Below are 24,174 nucleotides of genomic sequence, written 5' to 3' on the forward strand. Positions count from 1 at the left end.
TTATATTTTTACTGGTTAACCGGAAATTATGCCAAATATCTTATCAGACCAGGAAACCATTCTCCTGATTGCTAACCTGGAAGAAAAATTATTAGATGGGTTTAAAAAAACAGACCTGAACACGCTCGATTTGTTGTTTGCCGATGGGATGCTTTTTCACGATCAGTACGGGAATGTGTTGGATAAAGAAATGGACATGGATGCCTACCGGACGGGTATGATAAAAATCACTAAAATCAATGTATCCAAACGGGAAATACGTGTTTTTGAATCTATTGTTATCGTTTCTGCAAGTCTTTTTATTAAAGGTAAATACGCCGATATTTTGCTGAATGGCAAATATCGATGGCTGAGGGTTTGGGGCAAAGTGAAAGAAGATTGGAAGGTAATTTCTGCCAGTTGTACAAGCATTTCAGTTTGAAATTTTTGTCTAAAAATAAGAACGGGGAATAACCAATGGCTATCCCCCGATTCTAAATTAACGCTCTCTGGATCTAATATAGAACTATTCTCAGTTTCCATCAAGAGCTGGTGGGCAAACAAAGGTTGATGCTTGCCTTGGCCCGTTAAAAATTGGAACATATTCCAACATTGGTGTAAACATGCTGCTTTTCAAACTGTATAATTTTTTTACCCTTCGGTTTGTTATGTCCATAGTTTTGGTTTGCACTAGCAATTTACGGTGTTTTTTTATTGTTTAAATCTGGATTACTAAATCGTTTTAATATTCATTCATATTTATTATTTTTATAAAATATTATCTAACCAATTGTCCTTTTATGAAAAGAATACCTGCCTTAATCTATTTTCTGGTTTCCTGTCTATCCATGCATACTTTGTGTGCCCAAAATTTAACTGACTTTAATAAAACGCCTTTAAAACAACATGTTTACGTGCAATTGCCAGTTGGTAGTATTAAAGCTAAAGGGTGGCTGCTAAAACAGTTAGAGCAACAAAGAGATGGTGCAACAGGAATGGCTGAAGAGTTGTATCCGGAAAAAGATAATTTGGGTAAAAATTCCGATTGGTTGGGCGGTGACGGAAATGGGTGGGAGCGGGTACCCTATTATGTTAAAGGTTTAGCCGCATTAGCCTATACCTTAGACGATCCAATGCTAAAAGCGAAAGCGCAAAAATATATCGATTGGACTTTAAACAATCAGCAAGCGAATGGATTGTTTGGTCCGCCAAAAATGAAAGATTGGTGGCCACGCATACCCATGTTGTATGCCCTGCAGAGTTATTATGAAGCTACAAATGATAAAAGGGTTATTCCGTTTCTATCAAAATATTTTAAATACGAGCTTAATAATCTCGATGCTGATCCATTAAAAGATTGGGCTAAAGCAAGAGCAGCCGATAATATGGAAATTGCCATTTGGCTTTACAATAAAACCGGCGAACAGGATTTATTAAAACTCGTAGAAAAGTTAAAACAACAGGCATACCCTTGGATTGATATTTATAGCAATAATGGATTTTACTTTTTTGGTGATGATTTTCAGCCTAAACATATGGTTAATGTGGCTCAGGCATTAAAATTCCCTGGAGTTTATGCGCAACTTGAAGATCACCCCTCTAATTTGGAAGCACTTTCTAAGGGCATAGCACATATTATGCACGATCATGGTCAGCCCCAAGGTTTAGGCTCTGGAACTGAGTTCCTGGCAGGTACAAGCAGTATTGAAGGGGTAGAAACCTGTACTGTGGTAGAATGGATGCAAAGTTTAGAAACAGCGGCAAAGGTTATTCATGATGCAAAAATTGGCGATCAATTGGAAAAAGTGGCTTTTAATGCTTTGCCTGCACAGTTTAGTCGAGATTTTAAAAACCATTCATATTATACACTACCCAATCAGGTTCAAAGTATTCATGGCGAGCAAGGCTTTAATCAAGATTATGCCACAGGTATCATTTCCAGTCCATATTCGGGTTTTGGCTGCTGCCGCTATAACATGCACATGGGTTGGCCTTATTTTGTAAAAAGTAGTGTAGTAGCTACTCCAGAGAAAGGTTTGGCTATAATTACCTATGGACCTATGGAAATAAAAACTGTTGTGGCCGAAAACAAAAAGATAAAAATCACTGAAGAAACCAATTATCCCTTCGAAGAACAGATCAGATTAAAAGTAGAACTTGCTGCTGCAACCTCCTTTCCGTTAATTTTAAGAATCCCAGCTTGGAGTATAAAGCCAAGTATTAAACTAAATGGAATTATATTAAAAGGAGTAAAAGCTGGAGAAATGTTTACCATCGCCCGCGAATGGAATAATCAGGACCAATTAGAACTGAATTTTCCAATGGAAATTACCACCCATGCCCAGGTAAACAATTCTATAAGTGTAGAACGTGGACCTATTGTTTATGCACTAGAAATTAAGGCGGTAAATAAGGTAACCAAAACGCATCCTGTTGCTGGTTTTACAGATTACGAAATCCACCCAGAATCGGCATGGAATTATGGTTTAATGATCGGTAAAAGTGGCTTAAACAATGCTAGCGTGCTAAAATCGAAAATGCCAGAAAACCCTTTTATTGCAGCAAGCGCACCGGTTAAAGTAAAGGTTCAGGCAAAAAAGATTCCATCGTGGGGCTTAGATTACAATAAACTGGCTGCTTTTGATGTGCCCTTTAGTCCAATTGTATCAGCTGAGAAACAGGAGGAAGTTATGTTGGTGCCATACGGATCTGAAAATATTCGCCTAAGCTGTTTCCCAGTAATCGGTGAGCCCAAAAAAATAAATAAAACTTTAGTTGAAAACTTTGATCGCGGAATGGCCCGCAATTGGGTTTTTTATGGAGGCGGCTGGTTTTGGAAAGATGGGCAGGTTAACGCGGCATCAAATTCAGGTTCTGGTGGTTATGGTATAAATGGATCTAAATATGTGGCTAATGGAACAGATTTTAAAGATTTTATTTATCAGGCAGATGTTAAAATCAATACTGCAGGCGATGCTGGTTTAATGTTCAGGGTTTCTAATCCAGCTATTGGCCCCGATGCTTACCAAGGCTATTATGTGGGATTAGATCAATTAAATGGGAACATATTATTAGGAAAAGCTAGCGGGCAAAAATGGACCGTCATAAGTTCAGGAAAATATCCTGTTGAAATGAACAAAATGTATACCTTAAAGATAGTGGCAAAGGGAGATAAATTTGACATTTTTATCAACGGATCAGCTCAGCCTGTTCTTTCAGCAACAGATAATCAATACACCTCTGGTAGTATAGGATTAAGAGCGTATAAAGCATTGGCAAGCTTCGATTCGGTAAAAATTAACGCCTTTTAACATCTGCTCAGGGCGATTTTAAACTTTACGGCAAGGAATTTGTTAACTATAGCAGTAATAAATAAAGTAAAATTATGAAATTATACAAATCAATTCCCATAATGCTCTTTACCCTTGCACTTGCTGCGGGTTGTGTAAGTAATAAGAAGTATGCCGAACTTCAGGATACTTATACTAAGTTAAGAGAAAGAAATCAGGAGCTAAGTAATAAATACCAGGATAGTCAGCGTGAACTTAGTGGAAGTACCAGTAGGGTTAAAAGTTTAGAAGAGCAGATTGCGTCAGAAAAGGCCAACGTAACGGCATTGCAAGAAGCTTTAAACAAATGTTTAAATTCTAGTAGTCAGGGAAATGTTAATATTTCGAAACTGGTTGATGAGATTAATAGTTCAAATAAATACATCAAACAACTGGTTAATGCCAAAAACAAAAGCGATTCGCTTAATATGGTGTTAACTAATAACTTAACACGATCGTTGAGCAGGGAAGAATTAGGTGACGTTGATGTACAAGTACTTAAGGGTGTAGTATACATCTCTTTAGCTGATAATATGTTATATAAATCGGGCAGCTATGAAGTTTCTGATAAAGCTGGTGAGACTTTAAGCAAAATTGCCAAAATTATTAAAGATTACGATACCTATGATGTGTTAATAGAAGGTAATACTGATAATGTGCCTATTGCTCAAACAAATATCCGTAACAACTGGGATTTAAGTGCCTTGCGTGCCTCGTCAGTAGTCCAGGTATTGCAAAACAAGTATGCTGTTGACCCTAAACGTTTAACTGCCGGTGGGCGTGGAGAATTTAATCCAATTGCTGATAATACTACGGCAGGAGGAAAGGCGAAAAACAGACGTACACAAATTATTATTACGCCTAAATTAGATCAGTTTATGGACCTGATCGGAAAAGCACCTGAGCAATCTCAAAAATAAAAGCATAAAATAATTAAACATATAAAGGGCTGGAATTAATTTTTCGAGCCCTTTTTTGTATAGAAAGCTTTCCTCTTGCTTTCTAATATTTGTTTATTCTGCCCGCGCTCCATTATGGGTTATGAGAAAACGGATAAGAAGATACCTTCGAACAGCAAAATATATTGCTTATAAAGAAACTTTAGTTAGTTTTAAAGAACATATTTGGACATTTTATCTTCTGTCTTGTCGGTTTTCTTATCTATTGTATTAATGCAGATTACAAAAATACTACATCCTCCAGGTGGGGCTACCGCACTTAGTGCCAATATAAGAGGCTAAAATCCAATCGCTAGGCTACCTTTATGTACTATGCCCCGTTTTATCTGGTGTCTTTATTTTGCTTCTGATGGCTATTATAATAAAAATAGCACAGCAATCGCACTTACCCTAACAATAAAAATGGTATAGGATTTGGCACCGTTACCGCAGATAAAAGAGCCGACCGTATTTAAATTTCAGCTCCATAAAAGGCTAAGAAATACTGATTTTTTTCTTTTGCTGGTTTAAATAAGCTGTGATCTGATTTAACATGATACTTCTTGTTGCCCTCACAGCAGATTTCAAAACTTCAGAACTTACACCTAAACGTTTAGCCCAGTAATTTCGGTCTGTTTCTTCAGATAATAAAATGATTTCTTCTTTGATATTCAGGGTTTGGGTGAGATTTTTCATAATTGTGATCATTAATTCAATTATTAGCACGCAGAAGCTCGATTTAGTTCTATAAAAATAGTTTTTTTTATTTGTAATAACAAGTTGTAAAACAGCTGATTAAAAAAAAATATTGTTTGTATTTCATTCACAAAGTATAACATCGAAAGCGTTTATTCTCTTAAATTAAATCGTTTTAGTAATAAAAAATGCAGATTCAGTAATTTGTAATTATTCAAAAAAATGATTTTATGTATTTTTAATTATACGTAAATTGACTATAATTGCTTGTTATTTATAAAAAAGTATTTTGTAATGGGCGATATGAGAAAGGGAGAAGTTACTCAGATTGACTTTGAATATGGACTAGGTATCATTATTGATGAAAATGGTCAAGATATTCACTTTCAATTAGATAATGTATCTGATCAAATTAATATAAATTCGAAAGTAATTTTTGAAATAGAATTAAACAAGAGCGGCTTAGTAGCAGTTAACGTTAAATTAGAAATGGAAGAAATAAAGGTCTAATTTCGCATACTTTAAGCAAGTGGTATTATTGATTATTTGAAGTAGGTAAGCTGAAATAAAAGGTAGAACCTTCCCCGAATTTACTTTTTGCCCAAATTTTTCCTTGATGCCTTTCAATTATTTCGGCACAAATGTACAGGCCAACTCCAAATCCTGCAATTGTTTTAGTATCAGGGCTCTCTACACGGTAAAAGCGATCGAAAAGTCTGGGCATATCATTTTCTCTAATGCCTATCCCTTCATCTTCTACACTCACAATGGCATAACCCTTTTGCATTTCGCATTTTATTGCAATTAATGAGTCTTTTTTTGAGTATTTGGCTGCGTTACCAATCAGGTTATTGATCACGTTACCAATTTTCTCTATATCGGCATTTACAATCATTTCTTCCGAACCAATTACCTGGATAAAATGGCTAGGTAAAACCATTCCATTTTCATCAGCTATAGTTTTAATTAAATCAACAAGATTAAAATTTGTTTTGTTCAGTAAAATTTTACCCGATTCTAACAAGGATACATTTAAAAAGCCATCAATCATTAACGACATTCTTTTTAATTGAACATTTATCTTATCGAGTATCTGGATGGGAAAATCATTATCAGTTTCTTTAAATTTATACTGTAAAAGTTGCACATAAGCGCTTAAAGATGTTAGTGGAGTTTTAAGCTCATGACTTACCATGCCGATAAAGTCATTTTTTCTAATTTCATCCTGTTTATGTTCCGTAATATCCAAAACAGCCCCTGCGATATAAACGGCTTTTCCATCTTCATTATAATAGGCTTTTCCTGCTGTTCTTAACCACTTGCTTTTAGCACTTATTCCATTCAAGTTAATTTGGTATTCGATGTTAAAAGCACTTCTGTGATGTAAGGCACGCCTGATACCACTGGTAAGATGACCAATGTCTTCCGGGCTTATCAATGATTTGGCTTCCTCAATGCCCAGCCTGTTATTTTCCAGTTCATAAATTTGTTGTGCCCTTTCTGATAAAAGTACCTGTTTACTTTCCAGATCGATATTCCATGAGCCCATTTCCGATGCATCCATGGCTATTTTTAAAATATCTTTAGCTTTAAGTAGTTCTTTTTTAAAGTTTACCTGCTCTGTAATATCTTTAATAATCACTAAAATTCTGGTTACTTCGTTTTTATCATTTTTTAAGGGCTCATAAAAAGCAATGAAATAACCATCAGAAACCGGTGTCGAAAGTTTTAATTCATTGATCGTTAAGGGCTGTTCATTTTTAAAAATATCTTTTACACGTTTTACAAGTGCTTGCTGTTTTTCGAGTTCAGGCCGTGCCTCTTCCTGGGAAATCCCGATAACCTCTTTTCTGCTTTTACCCCAAAGTTTTAATATGTTATCGTTTGCATACTCCGTAATAAGTTCCGGACCTTTTAATACACACATGCCTAAAGGTGCCTGCTCAAAAAATCCCCTAAAACGTGCTTCACTTTCTGAAAGTTCAAATAAAATATGTTCAAGGTCATTTTCATCTATTGGAATTTCCCTTAATGAACAGATGAGGTATTCAACCGGACGATCATTTTGTAATACTGGCGAAAATTCTAATTCCCATTTTACGTTGGGTGAGTTTGAATAGATGGGATGAATAACCAGCGTCTGCTTTGCCTTAAGCTCGCTTACTTTCTGAACTGTTTTAATCAGAATATTTTTTTCAGCATCAGATAATAGGTTTGGGATAATGTCGATATCATAGAATTTTAATTTTCCACCCACGCGCGCTATTAAAGCCTGATAAGCATCATTATGTTCTACCACCACTAATATTGGCTTTACTTTAAAAATGACTATTGGACTCTTAGAATGTTTTAACAGTGCTTTTAAGAATGGAGAGGCTAAATCTATCATAAATTTAAGTTGACACTTCCCAAATATAATTCTTAAACATTTAATCGCCAACCGATTTGTAAGGATATTATAATATTTATCATACAAAATAGTATAAATTATAATGGGATTGTTTTTTTGCTTGTGCATTGTTGTATTCCAGCATTGTTTTAGAGTCTTTAATCTGCTATCGTTAAAACATTTCAGGTAAAGTTTGATGAATTTGATTTTGTTTTATGTTATATCAAGATCAAAAAATTGTAAAGTCAAAAGCGTAAAATGCATAGTGAAAGTGTAAAGTGAGACCTTACTTGGCAATTACGACTAATTTGTAAGACAATTTGAGGCTGTTTTTTGTTAAAAAATTTGTCTTTTTAAGCTAAAAAAAAGTTTTTATGTATTTTTATTAAAAATTATTTATTTGATAATCAGTGTGTTGTGTTTGTTTTTTGAATTAAATATTTGATTTGAGCGATTTAACATTTCACACTTACATTTTTTTAAAAATTTATATATATTTGTTCTTACCCTTTCGAGGGTATGTTTTTCATAGGTAGATGTAGGGTCAGAACATTGTTCTGGCCCTTTTTTGTTTTAATGGATTTAGAAAAACTATTTTTGTGTTATGATGAAAAAGAAAGTGATTGTTGCAGTTACTGGTGCCAGCGGTTCTATTTATGCAAAGGTTTTATTCGATCGGTTATTAAAATTAAAAGATCAGATTGAGACCGTTGGTATAGTAATGAGCGATAACGCAAAGGCAGTGTGGCAATTCGAACTGGGAAACCAGGATTATAATCATTTTAAAGATTTTACCTTTTACAGTAAAAACGATTTTAATGCCCCTTTTGCATCGGGGTCGGCAAAATATGATACGATGATTATCATCCCATGTTCTATGGGAACTTTGGGTAGGGTAGCACATGGAATATCTAACGATTTGATTTCGAGGGCGGCTGATGTGGTGTTAAAGGAGCGTAGAAAATTAATAGCTGTAGTTAGGGATACCCCATTTAACCTGATTCACATTAACAATATGAAAACCGTAACTGAAGCGGGAGGAATCATCTGCCCAGCTAATCCGTCTTTTTACAGTTTGCCCCAGACGATTGAAGAAGTTGCCGGAACAGTAATTAGCAGGGTATTGGATTTAGCGGGCTTCGAACAGGAAAGTTACCGGTGGCAAGAAAGTAATTGATATTTGCTGAATTTTGAATATTTTTGTTCGATTAAACCAATATCATGAAACTATTTTTACGCTCTATCTTATGCTGTGTAGTATTATGCGCATTTTTTTCCAATGCAAAAGCTCAACAGGATTTTCTGGTTAATTCAAAAAACGATACTTTAAAAGGTGAATTTAAAAAACAATTTATCGGCTTTTACAAGTTTAAGCCCGAGGGATCAAACAAATTCAGTAAAATCAATATCGATAGTACCAAAGAGCTTTTTGTTGCAGAAAAAAGTATCAATTATTTAGCCAAATACAGGCCGGAATTAAATGAACCAGAGTTTTTGCTTAGGCTCGAAAAGGGAAAAATCAATCTTGTTCAGTACTATTATGCTTATGGTAATAACAATTATACTTTAATTTGGTATGCCTATAAAGGCGAAGGACCACTTCTTGAAATTAAAAGTAACCAGATTTTCGGAACGAGAAAAGAACGTAAAGAGCATTTTTTCGATCTGATAGGCGATAATGTTTTACTTACCGATCAGTTTAAAATGAATGATAGCTATTCATTTGATACCATCAGAGCTTACATAAAATCGTATAATTCCAGCAATAAATAATGATGAAAAGATATACCTTAATATGCATTTTTACTTTGTTATCAGTGTTTTGTTTCTCTGGTTGTGAGAAAAGAAGTTGCCCTGACGGAATGAAGGAGCAAATATTAAAAGACGGTACAAGGATTTGTATTCCTAAAAATTTATAGTCGTTAATTTGTCAGTTCTGTAAAGGGCAAACATTTAACTCCGAACAAATTTCCTATCTTTGCAGCCTCAATGAAAAAGGTAGCATTTTATACATTAGGTTGTAAACTCAATTTCTCCGAAACATCAACAATCGGTCGTTTATTTACCGATGCAGGCTATGCCGTAGTAGAATTTCAGGATCAGGCTGATGTTTATGTGATCAATACCTGCTCTGTTACTGAGCATGCTGATAAAAAATGCCGTAAAGTGGTTAAAGAAGCTTTAAAATATTCTCCAAACGCCTTTGTAACCATTGTAGGTTGTTATGCCCAATTAAAACCACAGGAAATTGCCGAAATAGAAGGCGTTGATATGGTTTTAGGCGCTGCAGAAAAATTCAGAATTGTTGAATACATCACTGACCTAACAAAACAGCCAAAAGCACTCGTTCATCAGCAAAATATAGAAAAAGTTAATCATAATTTTATTGCTTCTTATTCAATTGGTGATAGAACACGTACTTTTTTGAAAGTACAGGATGGTTGCGATTATCCTTGTACTTATTGTACCATTCCATTGGCGCGTGGTGCAAGCCGTAGCGATACCATTGAAAACGTGGTAAACCGTGCAAAAATGATTGCAGAAAGCGGTGTTAAAGAAATTGTATTAACCGGTGTAAATCTTGGCGATTTCGGAATCAGAAATGGCCAACGCGAAGATAAATTTTTTGACTTGGTTAAGGCTTTGGATGAAGTAGAAGGAATTGAAAGAATCCGAATTTCATCTATTGAGCCAAATCTGTTAAGTAATGAAATTATTCAGTTTGTATCCACTTCTAAAAGATTTGTTCCGCATTTTCATATTCCACTACAGTCAGGTTCTGATAAAATTTTAGGCTTAATGCGCCGTCGTTACCGTAGCGATTTGTATGTAGAGCGTGTGGCCAAAATTAAAGAAGTAATGCCACATTGTTGTATAGGTGTAGATGTGATTGTGGGTTTCCCTGGCGAAACGAAGGAAGATTTTTTGGATACCTATCAGTTTTTAAACCAACTTGATATTTCTTATTTACATGTATTTACTTACTCTGAGCGCGAATTAACAGCTGCAGCCGAAATGAAGGGTGTTGTGGCAGGAAGTGAGCGTAATGAGCGCAGTAAAATGCTTCATATCTTATCTGATAAAAAGCGGAGGGCTTTTTACGAATCTCAAATTGGTGCTGAAGCTGAAGTGCTTTTCGAAGCAGATCAGAAATCTGGATACATGCATGGTTTTACAAAAAACTATGTAAAAGTACGTGCCAAATACGATCCGGTTATGGTAAATGAATTGAAAGCAGTTAAGCTTTTAGAAATTACTGCCGATGGAGAAGTAGAAGTAGCCGAATTGGAAACCACTCATGTGCACCATTAGTTTATTCCGAAGTCATTAATCGGAAGTCCTACCTCCATATTTTGAACTATCGTTCTGAACGTCGAAGGAAGACTTATTTTTGGAATCTGTTTTTAACACCTGATAATCCTCCAAGAACTTCTCCAGTAAGTTAGTAAAACCTGACCAGAGCGGGCACGAATCCCGGTCTAAAAACAGTTTTTGCTTTTTTATGGTGTGCTTGCTTGTTTCACAGGTTTTCAATCGGGAGAGTAAATTGGAGCGCAGGACTGGAATAACCGATGAAACATGGTACTGCGCTTTTCAAAAACAAAAAAAGAGTTTTTTTAGCTTTTAATCATCTATTTTGGTCGTTCAGCTTAGCGCCTGAAGCCTTTCCATTTTTAGTCTTTAAGCTTTGGTTTTTAATCTTTCAGCTTTGGTCTTTCTTTCCTATCTTCGCAACAAACTATTTGTATGTTTCCTACCGTTTCACATTTTTTAGAATACTTATTCGGTATTAATTTACCGCTTCCGTTTAATACTTTTGGTGTTTTTGTAGCACTGGCTTTTGTTGCCGGTTATTGGGCTTTTACCAAAGAGCTTAAGCGTAAAGAAGCGTTGGGCATACTCCATCCAATTAAAAAAACAATTGTGGTTGGGAAACCTGCTACCACATCAGAGTTGATCATGAATGGCCTTTTTGGCTTTGTTATTGGTTATAAATTGGTTTATGCACTATTAAACTACAAACTTTTTGTAAATGACGCACAGTCGATTTTAATGTCGACCAAAGGAAATATAATTGGTGGTTTGTTTTTTGCAGGTTTATTCGCCTATTGGGATTATACCGAAAAAAATAAACATAAATTAGATAAACCAAAAGAAACACAGGTAACCATTCACCCATACCAAACGATGAGTAATCTGATTGTTTGGGCAGCTATCTGGGGCTTTTTAGGGGCAAAATTCTTCGATAATTTAGAGTATTGGGATGATTTTGTTCAACATCCTATAGAGCGCTTATTATCGTTTAGTGGTTTAACTTTTTATGGTGGTTTAATTTGTGGCGGTGCGGCCGTATTAATTATCGCTAAAAGAAATGGAATTAAGCCCTTGCACATGCTTGACGTAGGTGGGCCTGGAATGATGCTGGCTTATGCTGTAGGTCGAATCGGTTGCCATTTAGCTGGCGATGGGGACTGGGGTATTGTAAATTCAAATCCAAAGCCATTTTCGTGGCTGCCAGATTGGTTGTGGTCTTATAAATACCCGAACAACGTAGTAGGAGAAGGTATCCCGATTCCTGGTTGTACCGGCAAGTTTTGTAACGAATTGGCGCAAGGCGTATACCCAACACCGATTTACGAAGTAATTATCTGTTTAATCCTTTTTGCCTTTTTATGGCGCATCAGAGATAAAATAAAGGCACCAGGTTTAATGTTTGGTATATACATGATATTAAACGGTATTGAGCGTTTCTGTATCGAATTAATCCGTGTAAATTCAAAATACCACGTTTTTGGCTTGCCTCCTTTTACGCAGGCAGAAATGATATCTACTTTTCTTGTAGTAGGTGGTATAGCACTCAGTGCTTATGCTTTAAGGAACAAGAATCAACTGGCTTAAACTTTAATAAGTTCATCTTTAATCCAATAAACGCCTCGTTTGTTAAATAGCTATGAATTACGAATTATTATGCAATAAGATAATCTCTATTGTTAAACTTACCGGAAATTTTATCCGCAAAGAGTCGATGCAATTCGATGCCCAAAAAATTGAATATAAAGGGTTAAATGATATGGTTTCTTATGTTGATAAAACAGCAGAGCAGAAACTGGTTCAAAACCTCGAAAAATTAATTCCTGATGCAGGTTTTATAACCGAAGAGAAAACTATTAATAGAACAGGTAAAACTTATACCTGGATCATTGATCCCTTAGATGGTACAACTAATTTTATCCATGGTATTCCAACCTATGGCATTAGCGTGGCACTTTATGAAGATGGGTTACCTGTAATTGGTGTAGTTTACGAATTAAATAGGGGAGAAATGTTTTATTCATATAAAGGCGGACCTGCCCTTATGAATAAAAAAGAAATTAGGGTTTCCATCAATCCTGATCTAAAATCGAGTTTATTGGCTACAGGTTTTCCATATTATCAGTTTGATAAACAGCCTCAATATTTAAAATTATTGACGGAAATGATGCAGAAAAGCCATGGAGTGCGTAGAATTGGTGCCGCGGCGATAGATCTTGTATATACGGCCTGTGGACGTTTCGATGCTTTTTTTGAATATAATCTGCAGCAATGGGATTTTGCAGCCGGATGTTTTATTGTTCAGCAGGCAGGAGGAGAGGTGTACGATTTCGCTGGAGGTCATGATTATTTTGAGAAAAGAGAGATATTGGCCACCAATGGTAAACTAACTGCTGAAATGCTAACTGCGATTAAGCAGTATTTTTAGTAGAAGTAACGTTATGCTGAATTTATTCCAGCATCCTTTTCGCATGAAGACCCTGAAATAAATTACTTTCGGTGAGCTCGCTTAGGCTCGGTTCAGGGTGACGGTGGTGTACAACAAAAAAGGTCCCGATTCTCATCAGGACCTTTTCACTATATACTATGAAAAATGCACAATTTTAAAGCGCTTCTGAAACGACTTCTGTAACTTCCGGTACCATTCTCTGCAATAAGTTTTGGATTCCTGATTTAAGCGTAATGGTAGATGATGGACAGCCACTGCAAGAGCCTCGCAGCTCTACCGTAACCACACCTTCATCAAAAGATTTGTACGTAATGGCACCACCATCCTGTTCAACAGCTGGGCGTACATAATCGTGCAGAATCTGTTGAATTTTAACTTCGGTTTCTGTACCTTCAAAAGCAGGCGCTTCTTCGGCGGTTGCTTCTTTAATTTTTAATTCAGATTCTACAGCACCCTTTACAAATTCTTTTAGAATGGCTTCAATATCAGTCCATTCTGCATCATCTGTTTTGGTAATGGTAACAAAATTACTGGCGAAAAAAACACCAGAAACAAAGTTGAACTTAAATAACTCTTTAGCAAAAGGCGAATGCTCTGCACTCTCTTTAGTTGCAAAATCCTCACTGCCATTTATTAACAGTTTGTTTACCATAAATTTCATGGTAGCTGGATTTGGAGTCTGTTCTGTATATACGTTAATCGTCATGTCTTAATCAATTTGAATAAACAAAATTAACAATTAGTCACCAATAAAACCCTTGTTAGCTGTCTGCTTAACGTCAATTTAATTTGACTAGAAAACGCCAGTATAGTTAAAAGGCGTAATGGTTCTCAATTGCACTTTTATAGCTTCCGAAACCGCTAAACCTTCAATAAATTCGGCAATACTTGCTGCATTGATTTTTGCGTTTGTTCTGGTTAATTCTTTTAAGGCTTCGTAAGGGTTAGGATAGTTCTCTCTTCTTAAAACCGTTTGAATTGCTTCGGCAACAACTGCCCAGTTTTCATCTAAATCGGCATGTAAGGCAGCTTCATTTAACAAAATCTTGTTTAATCCACGTAAAGTAGAATTTATAGCAATTAAGGTATGTCCAAAAGGAACACCTACGTTCCTTAAAACAGTAGAGTCGGTTAAGTCTCTCTGTAACCGCGAGATTGGTAATTTAGCAGCGAAAAACTCGAATAAAGCATTGGCAATTCCAGCATTTCCTTCCGCATTTTCGAAATCGATTGGGTTAACCTTGTGTGGCATAGCTGATGAGCCAATCTCTCCGGCTTTTATTTTCTGTTTGAAATAGTTTTTAGAAATATACGTCCATATATCTCTGTCTAAATCTATAATAATGTTATTTATCCGTTTTAACGCATCGCATTGTGCAGCAAATTGATCGTAATGCTCAATCTGTGTAGTATGTTGTGCACGGGTTAAACCTAAAGTTTCGTTAACAAACTGGTTGGAAAAATTAACCCAGTTTACTGCCGGATAAGCAATAAAGTGTGCATTGAAGTTTCCGGTAGCACCACCAAATTTTGCGCTATTAGGGATGTTTTTTAAACTCTCTACCTGAATAGCCAAACGCTCGGCGAAAACTAAAAACTCTTTGCCTAATTTGGTAGGAGAGGCTGGTTGGCCATGTGTATGTGCCAACATTGGAATATCCTTCCACTCGATTGCCAGCGCATTTATTTTTTCAATTAAAGTGTTAATTGCTGGGTAATAGCTGTTATTCAAAGCCAATTTTATTGAATATGGAATGGCCGTATTATTAATATCCTGAGAGGTTAAGCCAAAGTGGATAAACTCTTTGTAGTTTTGAAGAGATAAGGTGTCGAATTTATTTTTAATAAAATATTCAACAGCTTTAACATCGTGATTGGTTACTTTTTCAGTTTCTTTAATTTCTAAAGCATCAGCTTCTGAGAAATTTTCGTGAATTTTGCGTAATTCAGCATAAAGATTTCGGTCAAAATTTTCTAAGCCAGGCAAGTTGATTTCGCAAAGTGCGATAAAGTATTCGATTTCTACAAAAACACGGTATTTAATCAGTGCTTCTTCCGAAAAGTAAGCAGCTAAACTTTCGGTAGTTTTTCTGTAACGACCATCAACAGGTGAAATAGCTTGTAGTGATGTTAAATTCATTATGCGGATTATATTTTTGCCGCAAATTTACTACAATTGATGGATTTTAAGGTCTTGATGTCTAAATAAAAAAAGCCTTAGGTTACTAAGGCTTTTTTTAAATGGTTTGATAAAACTATTTTTTAACTTTAGTAGTATCAGTTTTAACTGTAGTGTCTTTAACTGTAGTATCTTTTTTAGTAGTGTCTTTCACTGTAGTATCAACTACTGTTGAATCAACTTTAGATGAATCAGCTCCACCTTCTTTTTTCTCTGATTTACAAGCTACAACTGATAAAGATAAAGCTAGAGCTAAAAAGCCCATTTTGAATGCATTTTTCATTTTTTTTCTAATTTGTTTGGTTTCAAAAATTAATTACTTGCTAATTTATACAAAAAACTTAAAAAGGTAACCCAGTATTTTAAAATAAAAAAGGTCGCGATGTGAAATAGCGACCTTTTTACTGTAATTAGTTAATTAAATTAGTGTTTTACTTCGGTTTTTTCTGTTTTAGTTTTAACAGTGGTGTCTTTTACGGTAGAATCTTTTACTAATGTGTCAACTTTGGTTGTATCAGTAACAATTGTAGAAGAATCTGTAACTGTTGTATCTGTGCCATCAGCTTTTTTGCCTGATTCACCACAAGCAGCCACTGTTAAAGATAAAGTTAGGGCTAAAAAGCCTAATTTGAATGCATTTTTCATGTTAATATATGTTTTAGGGTTAATATATACTATTAATACCCAAAATATAAAAAGGTAACCGCCTGTTTTTTATAAATAAAAAAAAGCCTTTGAAAAATGAATTTCCAAAGGCTTTTCTTATAAGTAAGTTAGACTAGTGTTTAACTTCAGTTTTTTCTGTAGTAGTTTTTACAGTTGTATCTTTTACTGTAGAATCTTTTACTGTAGTATCTTTTTTAGTAGTGTCAGTAATTACAGTTGAAGAATCAGTAGCTGTAGTATCAGCACCTTCTGCTTTTTTCTCTGAGTTACAAGCAACAACTGATAAAGATAAAGCTAAAGCTAAAAAGCCTAATTTGAATGCATTTTTCATTTTTGAGTATTTTTTTTAGTAATTAATTAATTTACCTCTTAATACAGGTAAATGAAAAAGGTAACCCAATAAATTAAAAAAAATGAAATAAAAATAAAAAAGGCCTTAAAACTTAATTTAAGGCCTTTTTTGTATGTTAAAGTTAGACTAGTGTTTAACTTCAGTTGTAGTAGTTGTAGTTTTTACAGCTGTATCTTTAACTGTAGAATCTTTTACTGTAGTATCTTTTTTAGTAGTGTCAGTAATTACAGTTGAAGAATCAGTTAAAGTTGTATCAGCACCTTCAGCTTTTTTTTCTGATTTACAAGCAACAACTGATAAAGATAAAGCTAAAGCTAAAAAGCCTAATTTGAATGCATTTTTCATTTTTTGAATTTTTTAAGTAATTAATTTCTTATTAATGCCGCAAAGGTAAAAAGGTAACCCGACAATTTAGAAAAAAGTTAAAATATTTTTTTTTGAGATTTGGGTTACCGTTTGCTTTAAGTTTGTATTAAGCATTTATAGTAGCTATAAATATTTTTTGTCTAATATTGGGTTACTATTTATAGAAAAATGTATTAACTAGTGAATAACAGTTTAAAGAGTTCAGTTCCAACAGATAGAGAGGTTATTTTAGGTATCCTAAATAACTCAGAAGATACACTTAACAAGTTATACAAAGCTTATTATGCGATGGTTTTGCAGTTTATCCTAAACAATAATGGTGATGAGGATGATGCAAAAGATGTTTATCAAGAAGGCATAATCATTTTATATAACAAAATTAAAGCTGGTAATTTTGAGCTCAGCAGCAAACTGAAAACTTATATTTATTCGGTTTGCAGGCGTATTTGGCTAAAGAAACTTAGCTTAAACAGTAAAAAAGCCGGTAATATTACCGATTATGAAGATGTATTTGCTGTTGAGGAGGATGTAGAGCACCACGAAGAGAAAGACGCTGCTTTTGTAAAAATGCAATCGGCACTCGATCACCTGGGTGAACCTTGTAAAACCATTATTCAGGATTTTTATATCCACAATTTATCCATGCAGGATATTTGCGAAAAGTTTGGCTATACCAATACCGATAATGCAAAAACGCAGAAATATAAGTGCCTGCAAAGGTTAAAGAAAATATTTTTTCAACCATAATTTGAAATGAGAAACGATTTGGAATTAGATGCAATTATTGAAGATTATCTTTTAGGTAAACTTAATGCACAGGAAACTGAAGCTTTTGAACAGCTGCGCCTTAATGATGCCACAGTAGACCATAGAGTAGTTTCGCATAAGTTCTTTTTAGCATCTATGGACGCATTTGCTGAACAATTGCGCTTAAAAGAACAGTTAAATCACATTCATTCAGAAATTGATGTAGAAGGTTTAGCTGATACACTTAAACCCCATCCTTCAAAAATTATTCAACTTTGGAGAAAAAATAAATCAGTTGTTGCAGTTGCAGCTTCTTTTATTGTTCTGTCGCTTATATCAATTTACTCTATTCAACATAATAACAAGCAGGAAGCTATTTATGAGCGAATGAGTAGAGAGATCTCGCGTGTAAAACAATCTCAAAATAACCTTGTTCTTGATGTTAAAGCAAATACACTGCATAACTCACCTAAAAAGCCTAATTCGGGTAATTTTGGAGGAACCGGGTTTGCTGTTTCTACAAACGGATATATATTAACGAATCTTCATGTTGTAAACGGTGCCGATTCCCTGTATGTACAAAATAGTAAGGGAGAATCTTTCAAAGTAAAATCAGTGTATACTGATCCGCAAAACGATATTGCTATTCTTAAAATAAGTGATAAACATTTTAGCGGCTTATCTACAATTCCTTATACAATTAAAAAGAGCATCAGTAATATAGGCGAAAACGTATACACTTTAGGATATCCTAAAGATGATATTGTGCTAGGAGAGGGTTCAGTAAGCTCGAGAAGTGGCTTTATTGGTGATACTACCCAATATCAGGTTTCGATTCTGGTTAATCCGGGAAATAGTGGTGGACCACTTTTAGATAATAATGGTAATTTGGTTGGTATTATCAGTGGTAAGCAAGATCAGACAGAGGGGGCGGCTTTTGCCATTAAATCAAAATATATTTTAGAAGCCATGAGAGCGATTCCTCAAGATTCGTTAGGTGTAAATAGATTAGGTACAAATAAGAAAAGTTTACTTGCTGGTTTAAAACGTACCAAACAGATCGAAAAACTAGAAGATTATGTTTTTATGATCAAAGTTTATTAAAAAGCAACACCCCAAACAAATTAATATTCTTAAACCCTGAAGATTGTTTCTTTAGGGTTTTTTATTGGAATTGTAATTTTGGGGTCTTAAATTAATATTAAATCTATGTATTTACTATACTATTGTTTAGATTTGTTTTAGTCAAATTTAAATTAATAATATTATGAGTATAAGATTAGGCGATACCGCACCGAATTTCAAGGCCAACACATCCATTGGCGAAATAGATTTTTACGATTATTTAGGCGATAGCTGGGGCGTGTTGTTTTCTCACCCTGCTGATTATACACCTGTTTGTACAACAGAATTGGGTAGAACTGCAGCTTTAAAAGGGAGTTTGAAAAAAGAAACGTTAAAGTTCTTGCACTAAGTGTTGATTCTGCCGAGTCGCATAAAGGATGGATTAACGATATAAATGAAACTCAAAATACTTCTGTAGAATTTCCAATCATAGCAGATCCAGACAAAACAGTGGCAAATCTTTATGATATGATCCACCCAAATGCTTCAGAAACTTTAACAGTCCGCTCATTGTTCGTCATCAGTCCTGATAAGAAAGTGAAATTAACCATTACGTATCCGGCATCAACCGGAAGAAATTTTAATGAAGTATTACGCGTGATCGATTCTTTACAACTTACTGCAAATTATAGTGTAGCTACGCCAGCCGACTGGAAAGATGGAGAAGATGTAATTGTAGTAAATAGCATTAAAACCGAAGATATTCCGGCTAAATTTCCGAAAGGACACCGTGTAATTAAGCCATATCTCCGTACAACTCCTCAGCCAAATAAATAATTCGATTTTTTTATGGCAACGCAACATTCTTGTTGAATGGACAGAAATGACTTGCTTTATATCTATAAATTATTATATTTGGTAGTTTTGTTTCAAAATTAACGCTTAAACTGGTTGTTTTATTCATAATAATAGTCAATTGGTTAAATGAAATGATGATCAAGGCGTAAAAGGTTTATTTATTTTATACAATTTTTTATTTTTTTATGGCAACCGGAAAAGTTAAATGGTTTAATACTCAAAAAGGCTTTGGATTTATTGTGCAAGAAGACAATAAAGACTTATTTGTACATTTTAAAGATGTTTTAGGTGGAATCGAAAGCTTGAAAGAAAACGATACAGTAGAATTTGAAGTAGCTGAAGGCCGAAAAGGTTTACAAGCAGTAAACGTTAAGAAAGTTTAAGCAATAATATATTTGATTATTTTTTCGTCCCTACAAAAGCCTTTCAAATAGAGAGGCTTTTTGTATTAATTATTCGTTACCCTGAATTTATTCTCGGGTCTGTTACATGAGATCATGAAATCTGGATGAGGGACTGGTTACAGTTAATAATACTGTATAATGGAGGCCTTTAAAATTACATTTTCTCCATTTGCAATCTTTGTAAAAATTAAAAACTGATCCTGATCTGCTTTTATTTTATATTTCTTAACTAAGTCTTCAGGCTTTGCAGGATAATTCCGAACAATTACATTCCCTTTTAAATTTGACGCCTTTTTCAGCTCACCTGTGCTCAGTATGGCCTCAATTTTAAATATACGGCCTGGGAAATCTGCTTTTATAATATTAGTACTAAATAGCTGCGTTTGAGGATGTAATTTTAAGAGACTGTAAGTTGTCCCAATTAAATTAAAAGCTCCTGATTTTAATAAAGCCGCATCTGGTTCGTACAAGTAATCACCTTGACTTAAATTATCTGTAAATAGCACTGAAGCATTTGAAGATGATCTGTGAAAGGAAAAATCTTTTTCAATCCCGTTATTTAAAGTTACAGCCCTAATTTTAGTGTCATCTTGGTAACCTTTATCTATTATCCATAAAAGTTCTTTGCATTCGTTTTTTATGCTTACAATATGGATCTCGCTAACCTGTTTCAATTCTGATAATCCCGCTGAAATATCGAGTAAAGGAGCGGTTTTGACGATTATTCTTGACGATTTTTCTAATAAGGTATCCAGATTACTTACAATGTCGGGGGTACAATCTTTCAGCATAAAAACTTTACCCTTTTCGGCTCTTCGTGCTGGATCTACATAAATGGTATCGAAAGAGGCATCACTATTTTGGATATAAGCAATGCCATCTTCAGCTTTAAATTCGATATTGGTTGTATGTAAAACCCTGGCATTGTGTTGGGCTATTGCCGATAGTTCGGAATTGATTTCGCAATGTGTAACTGCTTTTACCTTTCGCGAAAAGTAATAACTGTCAATTCCGAAGCCTCCGGTGATGTCAATCAATGTATCACCTTTAGCCAGTTTGGATTTATATTCCGCAGTAATTTCAGAAGAAGTTTGTTCAATAGATAATACTGGGGGTAATAAATATCTTCAGTATTAAACCAGGTGGGCAATTTCTTTTCCGATTTCTTTTTGGAAATAATTTGCGTAGCTAGCTCGGCAGGAGTAATGCCTTCGAACGGACTTTTTGCTAAAGCAACCTGGTTTACATCGGCATTTAAGTTGGCGCTGATGTAATCTTGTACTGCTTTGGCTAAAAGATTATTGTTCATTGTTTTAGGCGTATCAAGTATTAGGTAGCAGGGATCGAGATAAACACTAATCTTCCGACCCCAGAACTTCTGACTATTTATTCTTCATCACCATCTGGCAAGTGTGGCGGCTCTTTACTTCTAATAAAATATCTTTATCAACTGTTACACGATCAATAGTTTGTTGGTTGTAATAACGGATGGTAACCAGTTCAAGGCCCTTATTATACTTTACGGTAAATTCTTTCGACAGATCTTTGATCAGTTTTTCAATCTGAACAGGATGATCATCAACGCTTACGGAAAAGCTGATGGCAGAGTTGAGCATGGTATTGATTTTGATCTTGTGTGTATGGAAAAGCTCAAAAATATTACTCAGATTTTCTTCGATAATAAAGGAATAGTCTTTAGGAAAAATAGAAATCAATGCCTGGTTTACCTTAAAAATAAAAGATGGGATAGGCAATGGGTTATTTTCTTTGGTAATTGCTGTTCCTGAGCCTTCTGGCTGTATAAATGACCTTACAAAAAGTGGAATACCTTTATTTTGAAGCGGTTTTATTGTTTTTGGATGTATCACCGTAGCACCATAATAAGTAAGTTCTATCGCATCATGATAAGAAAGCTGCGCAATCTTCTCTGTTTCATCAAACCATTTCGGATCTGCATTTAGTACCCCTGGAACATCTTTCCAGATCGTTAATGCAGCAGCATCTAGGCAGGACGCAAATATGGCTGCCGAATAATCAGAACCTTCCCGACCCAAAGTTGTGGTGTAGTTTTCGCTTGTACCGCCAATAAATCCTTGTGTTACAATAATGTTGTCGGCTAAAAGCGGTAATAAGTCTTTTTGTATAATCTGATTGGTTTTAGGCCAATCAACTTTTCCTTCTTTATAAGTATTATCGGTCTGGATGTAGTTACGTGCATCGACCCAAAGGGTTTTATTCCCTGTTTCATTTAACCAGGCTGCTACAATTTTAGTAGAAACTACCTCACCTATAGATACAATCTGATCATAAATATAATCAGGATTGTTATCGGGTTCATCTTCAATCAACCAATCAATTTCGACAAAGGTATTGGCCACATCATCATAAACCGGGTGGTGTTTTCCCTGAAATAGTTCGTCTATAATGCTGAAATGGAAATGTTTAATTTCTTCAAAAATTTCATGGGCCTCATCATTTTGCGAGAGGAAAGCATGAGTTAGGTCTTCCAATCTGTTGGTGATTTTGCCCATGGCAGAAATTACGATCAGTAGATTCCCTTTTTTGTAATCGCGTACAATATTGGCCAGATTTTTTACACCTGCCGCATCTTTTACCGAGGCACCTCCAAACTTAAAAATATCCATATTAAAATGCCTTGATCTGTTCTTTAGAGAAAGCCGCATTTAGCCAGCCACTTTCCAAATGTGCTTTATATTTATTGTAGAAGTTGATAGCTGGTTCGTTCCAGTCTAATACTTGCCAAACCATGCCACTATAGTTGCCGTTTTTGGCCTCTTCTATTACTTTTTCGAATAATACTTTACCCAGGCCTTTCCCTCTAAATTCTTCTGTTACGATAAAATCTTCGAGATATAACCTGCATCCTTTCCATGTAGAGTAGCGTGTATAGTATAATGCAAAACCGACAATAGTATTATTTACTTCGGCTACGTAAGCTTTCCATACTGGCATTTTGCCAAAACCAGCATCGATAAAGTGCGCTAAAGTAACCGTTACTTCTTCGGGAGCACGCTCATAAACGGCCAACTCATTAATTAATTCCAATATTCTTGGACAATCTTCTGCAGTAGCAAATCTGATGTTAAAATCCATATTAGTTGGCCGTAATGTTGTTTTTGAAATGTTTGATTACCCTTTTTCCGAAAATACTGCTACCAATGCGTACCATTGTACTGCCTTCTTCAATTGCGATTTTATAGTCGGCACTCATTCCGGCCGATATTTCTTTAAAAGCATCATCTTTGCGAAAAAAACTCATTTTAATTCCATCAAAAAATACTTTTAGTTCGTTAAACTCTATCCTAATCTGCTTTTCATTCTTGGTATTAGTAGCGATGCCCATTAAACCTACAATACGGATGTTTTTCAATTCGGCTAACTCTTCATCCCGCAACAATTCAACCACTTCGTCAAAACCAAGCCCAAATTTGGTATCTTCATCAGCAATATAAACCTGTAATAAACAGTCAATTACTCGGTTATTTTTTGCTGCCTGTTTGTTGATTTCCTGTAGTAATTTCAGGCTATCTACCCCATGAATAAGTTTAACAAAAGGGGCTATATATTTTACCTTATTGCTTTGTAAATGGCCAATAAGATGCCATTCGATATCGTTTGGTAATTGTGCCTGTTTATCTACCATTTCCTGCACATGGTTTTCTCCAAAAATGCGCTGTCCGGCATTGTAGGCTTCTAAAATTGATTCTACTGGTTGTGTTTTTGAAACTGCAATTAGTTTAACCCCGTCTGATTCAACTTCGCTTTTATATTGTTTAAGATTATCAGCTATGCTCATTTATAACTATTTTTGGTAAAATTAATAACCTTGCCGCAATTTGGGCAAAAAATAATATTTAAATTAAGCATGAAGAGATTAATATGGGTTTTAATGACAGCTATATTATGGTTTGGTTGCAAGCCTGGCATACCTGATGGCATTATTAAACCTGATAAAATGGAGAAGATTTTATACGATATGCACATTGTAGATGGGTACCTTTCTAGCATTTACGAAATAGACTCGGCAAAGAAAGTAGCGGCAGCTTACTATAAGGGGATTTATAAAAAATTCGGTACAGATTCTGCTGAATATAACAGGAGCTTAATTTGGTATAACACCAACCCTGTACCATTAGAAGCGATGTATAAAAACATACAAAAAATGTTAGCCAAGCAAAAAAAAGGAACGGAGTTAGCCGATTTAATGATTAAGAAAAAGGAATTTAAAGCCGATTCACTGGTGATAGCAAAGAAATTCAAGGCCGATTCTCTTGCGATCAGAAAAAAAATGAAACCAGATTCTTTATCAAAGGTTAAAGCTGTGGCGGCAATTGCCAAAAAGAAAAAACAGGCCGATTCACTTATAAATATAAAAAAAGCTGGTGTAGTGAGTACAGTGCCCACACCAGCTGTAGTACAATAAT

At 35.0% G+C, this 24,174-nt stretch carries 27 protein-coding genes and 1 pseudogene; 15 read left to right on the forward strand and 13 right to left on the reverse strand.

Annotation, left to right across the window (positions count from 1 at the left end; genetic code table 11):
• The first annotated feature begins 28 nt into the window (after positions 1 to 28).
• The 4 genes from H9N25_RS06435 (at position 29) to H9N25_RS24420 (ending at position 4,549) form a co-directional block, all read left to right on the forward strand.
• Complete coding sequence (locus H9N25_RS06435) at positions 29 to 421, forward strand: nuclear transport factor 2 family protein (RefSeq protein ID WP_167293914.1); 393 nt, start codon at positions 29 to 31, stop codon at positions 419 to 421.
• Positions 422 to 779: 358 nt separating this feature from the next.
• Positions 780 to 3,290, forward strand: coding sequence for a beta-L-arabinofuranosidase domain-containing protein (locus tag H9N25_RS06440; RefSeq protein ID WP_190328339.1), 2,511 nt, complete (start codon positions 780 to 782; stop codon positions 3,288 to 3,290).
• 74 nt (positions 3,291 to 3,364) lie between these two features.
• On the forward strand, positions 3,365 to 4,228 hold the full coding sequence (locus H9N25_RS06445; RefSeq protein WP_167293916.1) for an OmpA family protein: 864 nt from the start codon (positions 3,365 to 3,367) through the stop codon (positions 4,226 to 4,228).
• A 252-nt stretch (positions 4,229 to 4,480) separates the two neighbouring features.
• The gene (locus tag H9N25_RS24420) at positions 4,481 to 4,549 is read left to right on the forward strand and encodes an HPP family protein (RefSeq protein ID WP_255524648.1); all 69 of its coding nucleotides are present in this window, start codon (positions 4,481 to 4,483) and stop codon (positions 4,547 to 4,549) included.
• A 192-nt stretch (positions 4,550 to 4,741) separates the two neighbouring features.
• Here the strand turns inward: H9N25_RS24420 and H9N25_RS06455 are convergent, their stop codons facing one another.
• Entirely contained in the window at positions 4,742 to 4,942 is a 201-nt protein-coding gene (locus H9N25_RS06455; protein WP_167293917.1) for a DUF3606 domain-containing protein, read from the reverse strand.
• A 303-nt stretch (positions 4,943 to 5,245) separates the two neighbouring features.
• Between H9N25_RS06455 and H9N25_RS06460 the strand changes: the two genes are divergently transcribed.
• The gene (locus H9N25_RS06460; RefSeq protein WP_167293918.1) at positions 5,246 to 5,452 is read left to right on the forward strand and encodes a cold-shock protein; all 207 of its coding nucleotides are present in this window, start codon (positions 5,246 to 5,248) and stop codon (positions 5,450 to 5,452) included.
• Positions 5,453 to 5,477: 25 nt separating this feature from the next.
• Here H9N25_RS06460 and H9N25_RS06465 read toward each other — a convergent pair whose 3' ends face one another.
• A complete protein-coding gene (locus H9N25_RS06465; protein ID WP_167293919.1) occupies positions 5,478 to 7,331 on the reverse strand; it encodes a PAS domain-containing sensor histidine kinase in 1,854 nt (617 codons plus the stop codon).
• A 604-nt stretch (positions 7,332 to 7,935) separates the two neighbouring features.
• Between H9N25_RS06465 and H9N25_RS06470 the strand changes: the two genes are divergently transcribed.
• From H9N25_RS06470 to H9N25_RS06490, 5 genes are all read left to right on the forward strand, one after another.
• Positions 7,936 to 8,508, forward strand: a complete 573-nt coding sequence (locus H9N25_RS06470) for a UbiX family flavin prenyltransferase (RefSeq protein ID WP_190328340.1) — start codon at positions 7,936 to 7,938, stop codon at positions 8,506 to 8,508.
• A 44-nt stretch (positions 8,509 to 8,552) separates the two neighbouring features.
• Positions 8,553 to 9,104: a hypothetical protein gene (locus H9N25_RS06475; RefSeq protein WP_190328341.1), complete on the forward strand. Its 552-nt coding sequence runs from the start codon at positions 8,553 to 8,555 to the stop codon at positions 9,102 to 9,104.
• Positions 9,105 to 9,320: 216 nt separating this feature from the next.
• On the forward strand, positions 9,321 to 10,643 hold the full coding sequence (mtaB, locus tag H9N25_RS06480) for a tRNA (N(6)-L-threonylcarbamoyladenosine(37)-C(2))-methylthiotransferase MtaB (RefSeq protein WP_190328342.1): 1,323 nt from the start codon (positions 9,321 to 9,323) through the stop codon (positions 10,641 to 10,643).
• 435 nt (positions 10,644 to 11,078) lie between these two features.
• Positions 11,079 to 12,230 (forward strand): prolipoprotein diacylglyceryl transferase, encoded by a 1,152-nt coding sequence (locus tag H9N25_RS06485; protein WP_190328343.1) that lies wholly within the window; start codon positions 11,079 to 11,081, stop codon positions 12,228 to 12,230.
• A gap of 52 nt (positions 12,231 to 12,282) precedes the next feature.
• Positions 12,283 to 13,071 carry an inositol monophosphatase family protein gene (locus H9N25_RS06490; protein WP_190328344.1) on the forward strand — a complete coding sequence of 263 codons (789 nt, stop codon included), beginning with the start codon at positions 12,283 to 12,285 and terminating at the stop codon, positions 13,069 to 13,071.
• 175 nt (positions 13,072 to 13,246) lie between these two features.
• Here H9N25_RS06490 and H9N25_RS06495 read toward each other — a convergent pair whose 3' ends face one another.
• The 6 genes from H9N25_RS06495 to H9N25_RS06520 form a co-directional block, all read right to left on the reverse strand.
• Positions 13,247 to 13,798 carry a NifU family protein gene (locus H9N25_RS06495; protein ID WP_190328345.1) on the reverse strand — a complete coding sequence of 184 codons (552 nt, stop codon included), beginning with the start codon at positions 13,796 to 13,798 and terminating at the stop codon, positions 13,247 to 13,249.
• Positions 13,799 to 13,885: 87 nt separating this feature from the next.
• Positions 13,886 to 15,232, reverse strand: a complete 1,347-nt coding sequence (purB, locus tag H9N25_RS06500; protein WP_190328346.1) for an adenylosuccinate lyase — start codon at positions 15,230 to 15,232, stop codon at positions 13,886 to 13,888.
• A 115-nt stretch (positions 15,233 to 15,347) separates the two neighbouring features.
• Positions 15,348 to 15,554 (reverse strand): hypothetical protein, encoded by a 207-nt coding sequence (locus H9N25_RS06505; protein WP_167293927.1) that lies wholly within the window; start codon positions 15,552 to 15,554, stop codon positions 15,348 to 15,350.
• Positions 15,555 to 15,694: 140 nt separating this feature from the next.
• Positions 15,695 to 15,916, reverse strand: coding sequence for a hypothetical protein (locus tag H9N25_RS06510; protein ID WP_167293928.1), 222 nt, complete (start codon positions 15,914 to 15,916; stop codon positions 15,695 to 15,697).
• A gap of 133 nt (positions 15,917 to 16,049) precedes the next feature.
• Positions 16,050 to 16,268, reverse strand: a complete 219-nt coding sequence (locus H9N25_RS06515; RefSeq protein WP_116251789.1) for a hypothetical protein — start codon at positions 16,266 to 16,268, stop codon at positions 16,050 to 16,052.
• A gap of 147 nt (positions 16,269 to 16,415) precedes the next feature.
• Entirely contained in the window at positions 16,416 to 16,634 is a 219-nt protein-coding gene (locus tag H9N25_RS06520; protein ID WP_167293929.1) for a hypothetical protein, read from the reverse strand.
• A 201-nt stretch (positions 16,635 to 16,835) separates the two neighbouring features.
• Between H9N25_RS06520 and H9N25_RS06525 the strand changes: the two genes are divergently transcribed.
• From H9N25_RS06525 to H9N25_RS06540, 4 genes and pseudogenes are all read left to right on the forward strand, one after another.
• Positions 16,836 to 17,402, forward strand: coding sequence for an RNA polymerase sigma factor (locus H9N25_RS06525; RefSeq protein ID WP_057934273.1), 567 nt, complete (start codon positions 16,836 to 16,838; stop codon positions 17,400 to 17,402).
• Positions 17,403 to 17,408: 6 nt separating this feature from the next.
• Positions 17,409 to 18,506 (forward strand): S1C family serine protease, encoded by a 1,098-nt coding sequence (locus H9N25_RS06530; protein WP_167293930.1) that lies wholly within the window; start codon positions 17,409 to 17,411, stop codon positions 18,504 to 18,506.
• Positions 18,507 to 18,669: 163 nt separating this feature from the next.
• Positions 18,670 to 19,304, forward strand: a pseudogene (locus tag H9N25_RS06535) (peroxiredoxin).
• Positions 19,305 to 19,510: 206 nt separating this feature from the next.
• Positions 19,511 to 19,708: a cold-shock protein gene (locus H9N25_RS06540; protein WP_029276380.1), complete on the forward strand. Its 198-nt coding sequence runs from the start codon at positions 19,511 to 19,513 to the stop codon at positions 19,706 to 19,708.
• 143 nt (positions 19,709 to 19,851) lie between these two features.
• On the opposite strand, the gene H9N25_RS06545 is transcribed toward H9N25_RS06540, so the two are convergent.
• The 5 genes from H9N25_RS06545 to H9N25_RS06560 form a co-directional block, all read right to left on the reverse strand.
• Complete coding sequence (locus H9N25_RS06545; protein WP_255524598.1) at positions 19,852 to 20,766, reverse strand: class I SAM-dependent methyltransferase; 915 nt, start codon at positions 20,764 to 20,766, stop codon at positions 19,852 to 19,854.
• On the reverse strand, positions 20,763 to 21,038 hold the full coding sequence (locus H9N25_RS24425) for a hypothetical protein (RefSeq protein ID WP_223833631.1): 276 nt from the start codon (positions 21,036 to 21,038) through the stop codon (positions 20,763 to 20,765). Before H9N25_RS24425 ends, H9N25_RS06545 begins: the two co-directional genes overlap by 4 nt.
• Before the next feature lie 73 nt (positions 21,039 to 21,111).
• Positions 21,112 to 22,374: an aspartate kinase gene (locus H9N25_RS06550; RefSeq protein WP_167293933.1), complete on the reverse strand. Its 1,263-nt coding sequence runs from the start codon at positions 22,372 to 22,374 to the stop codon at positions 21,112 to 21,114.
• 1 nt (position 22,375) lies between these two features.
• A complete protein-coding gene (locus H9N25_RS06555; protein ID WP_167293934.1) occupies positions 22,376 to 22,843 on the reverse strand; it encodes a GNAT family N-acetyltransferase in 468 nt (155 codons plus the stop codon).
• 1 nt (position 22,844) lies between these two features.
• Positions 22,845 to 23,546, reverse strand: a complete 702-nt coding sequence (locus tag H9N25_RS06560) for a YggS family pyridoxal phosphate-dependent enzyme (protein WP_167293935.1) — start codon at positions 23,544 to 23,546, stop codon at positions 22,845 to 22,847.
• A 69-nt stretch (positions 23,547 to 23,615) separates the two neighbouring features.
• Between H9N25_RS06560 and H9N25_RS06565 the strand changes: the two genes are divergently transcribed.
• Positions 23,616 to 24,173, forward strand: a complete 558-nt coding sequence (locus H9N25_RS06565) for a DUF4296 domain-containing protein (RefSeq protein ID WP_190328347.1) — start codon at positions 23,616 to 23,618, stop codon at positions 24,171 to 24,173.
• The last annotated feature ends 1 nt before the right edge of the window (position 24,174 follow it).

It is taken from the genome of Pedobacter riviphilus, assembly GCF_014692875.1.
In the GTDB taxonomy this organism is placed as follows: Bacteria; Bacteroidota; Bacteroidia; order Sphingobacteriales; family Sphingobacteriaceae; genus Pedobacter; species Pedobacter riviphilus.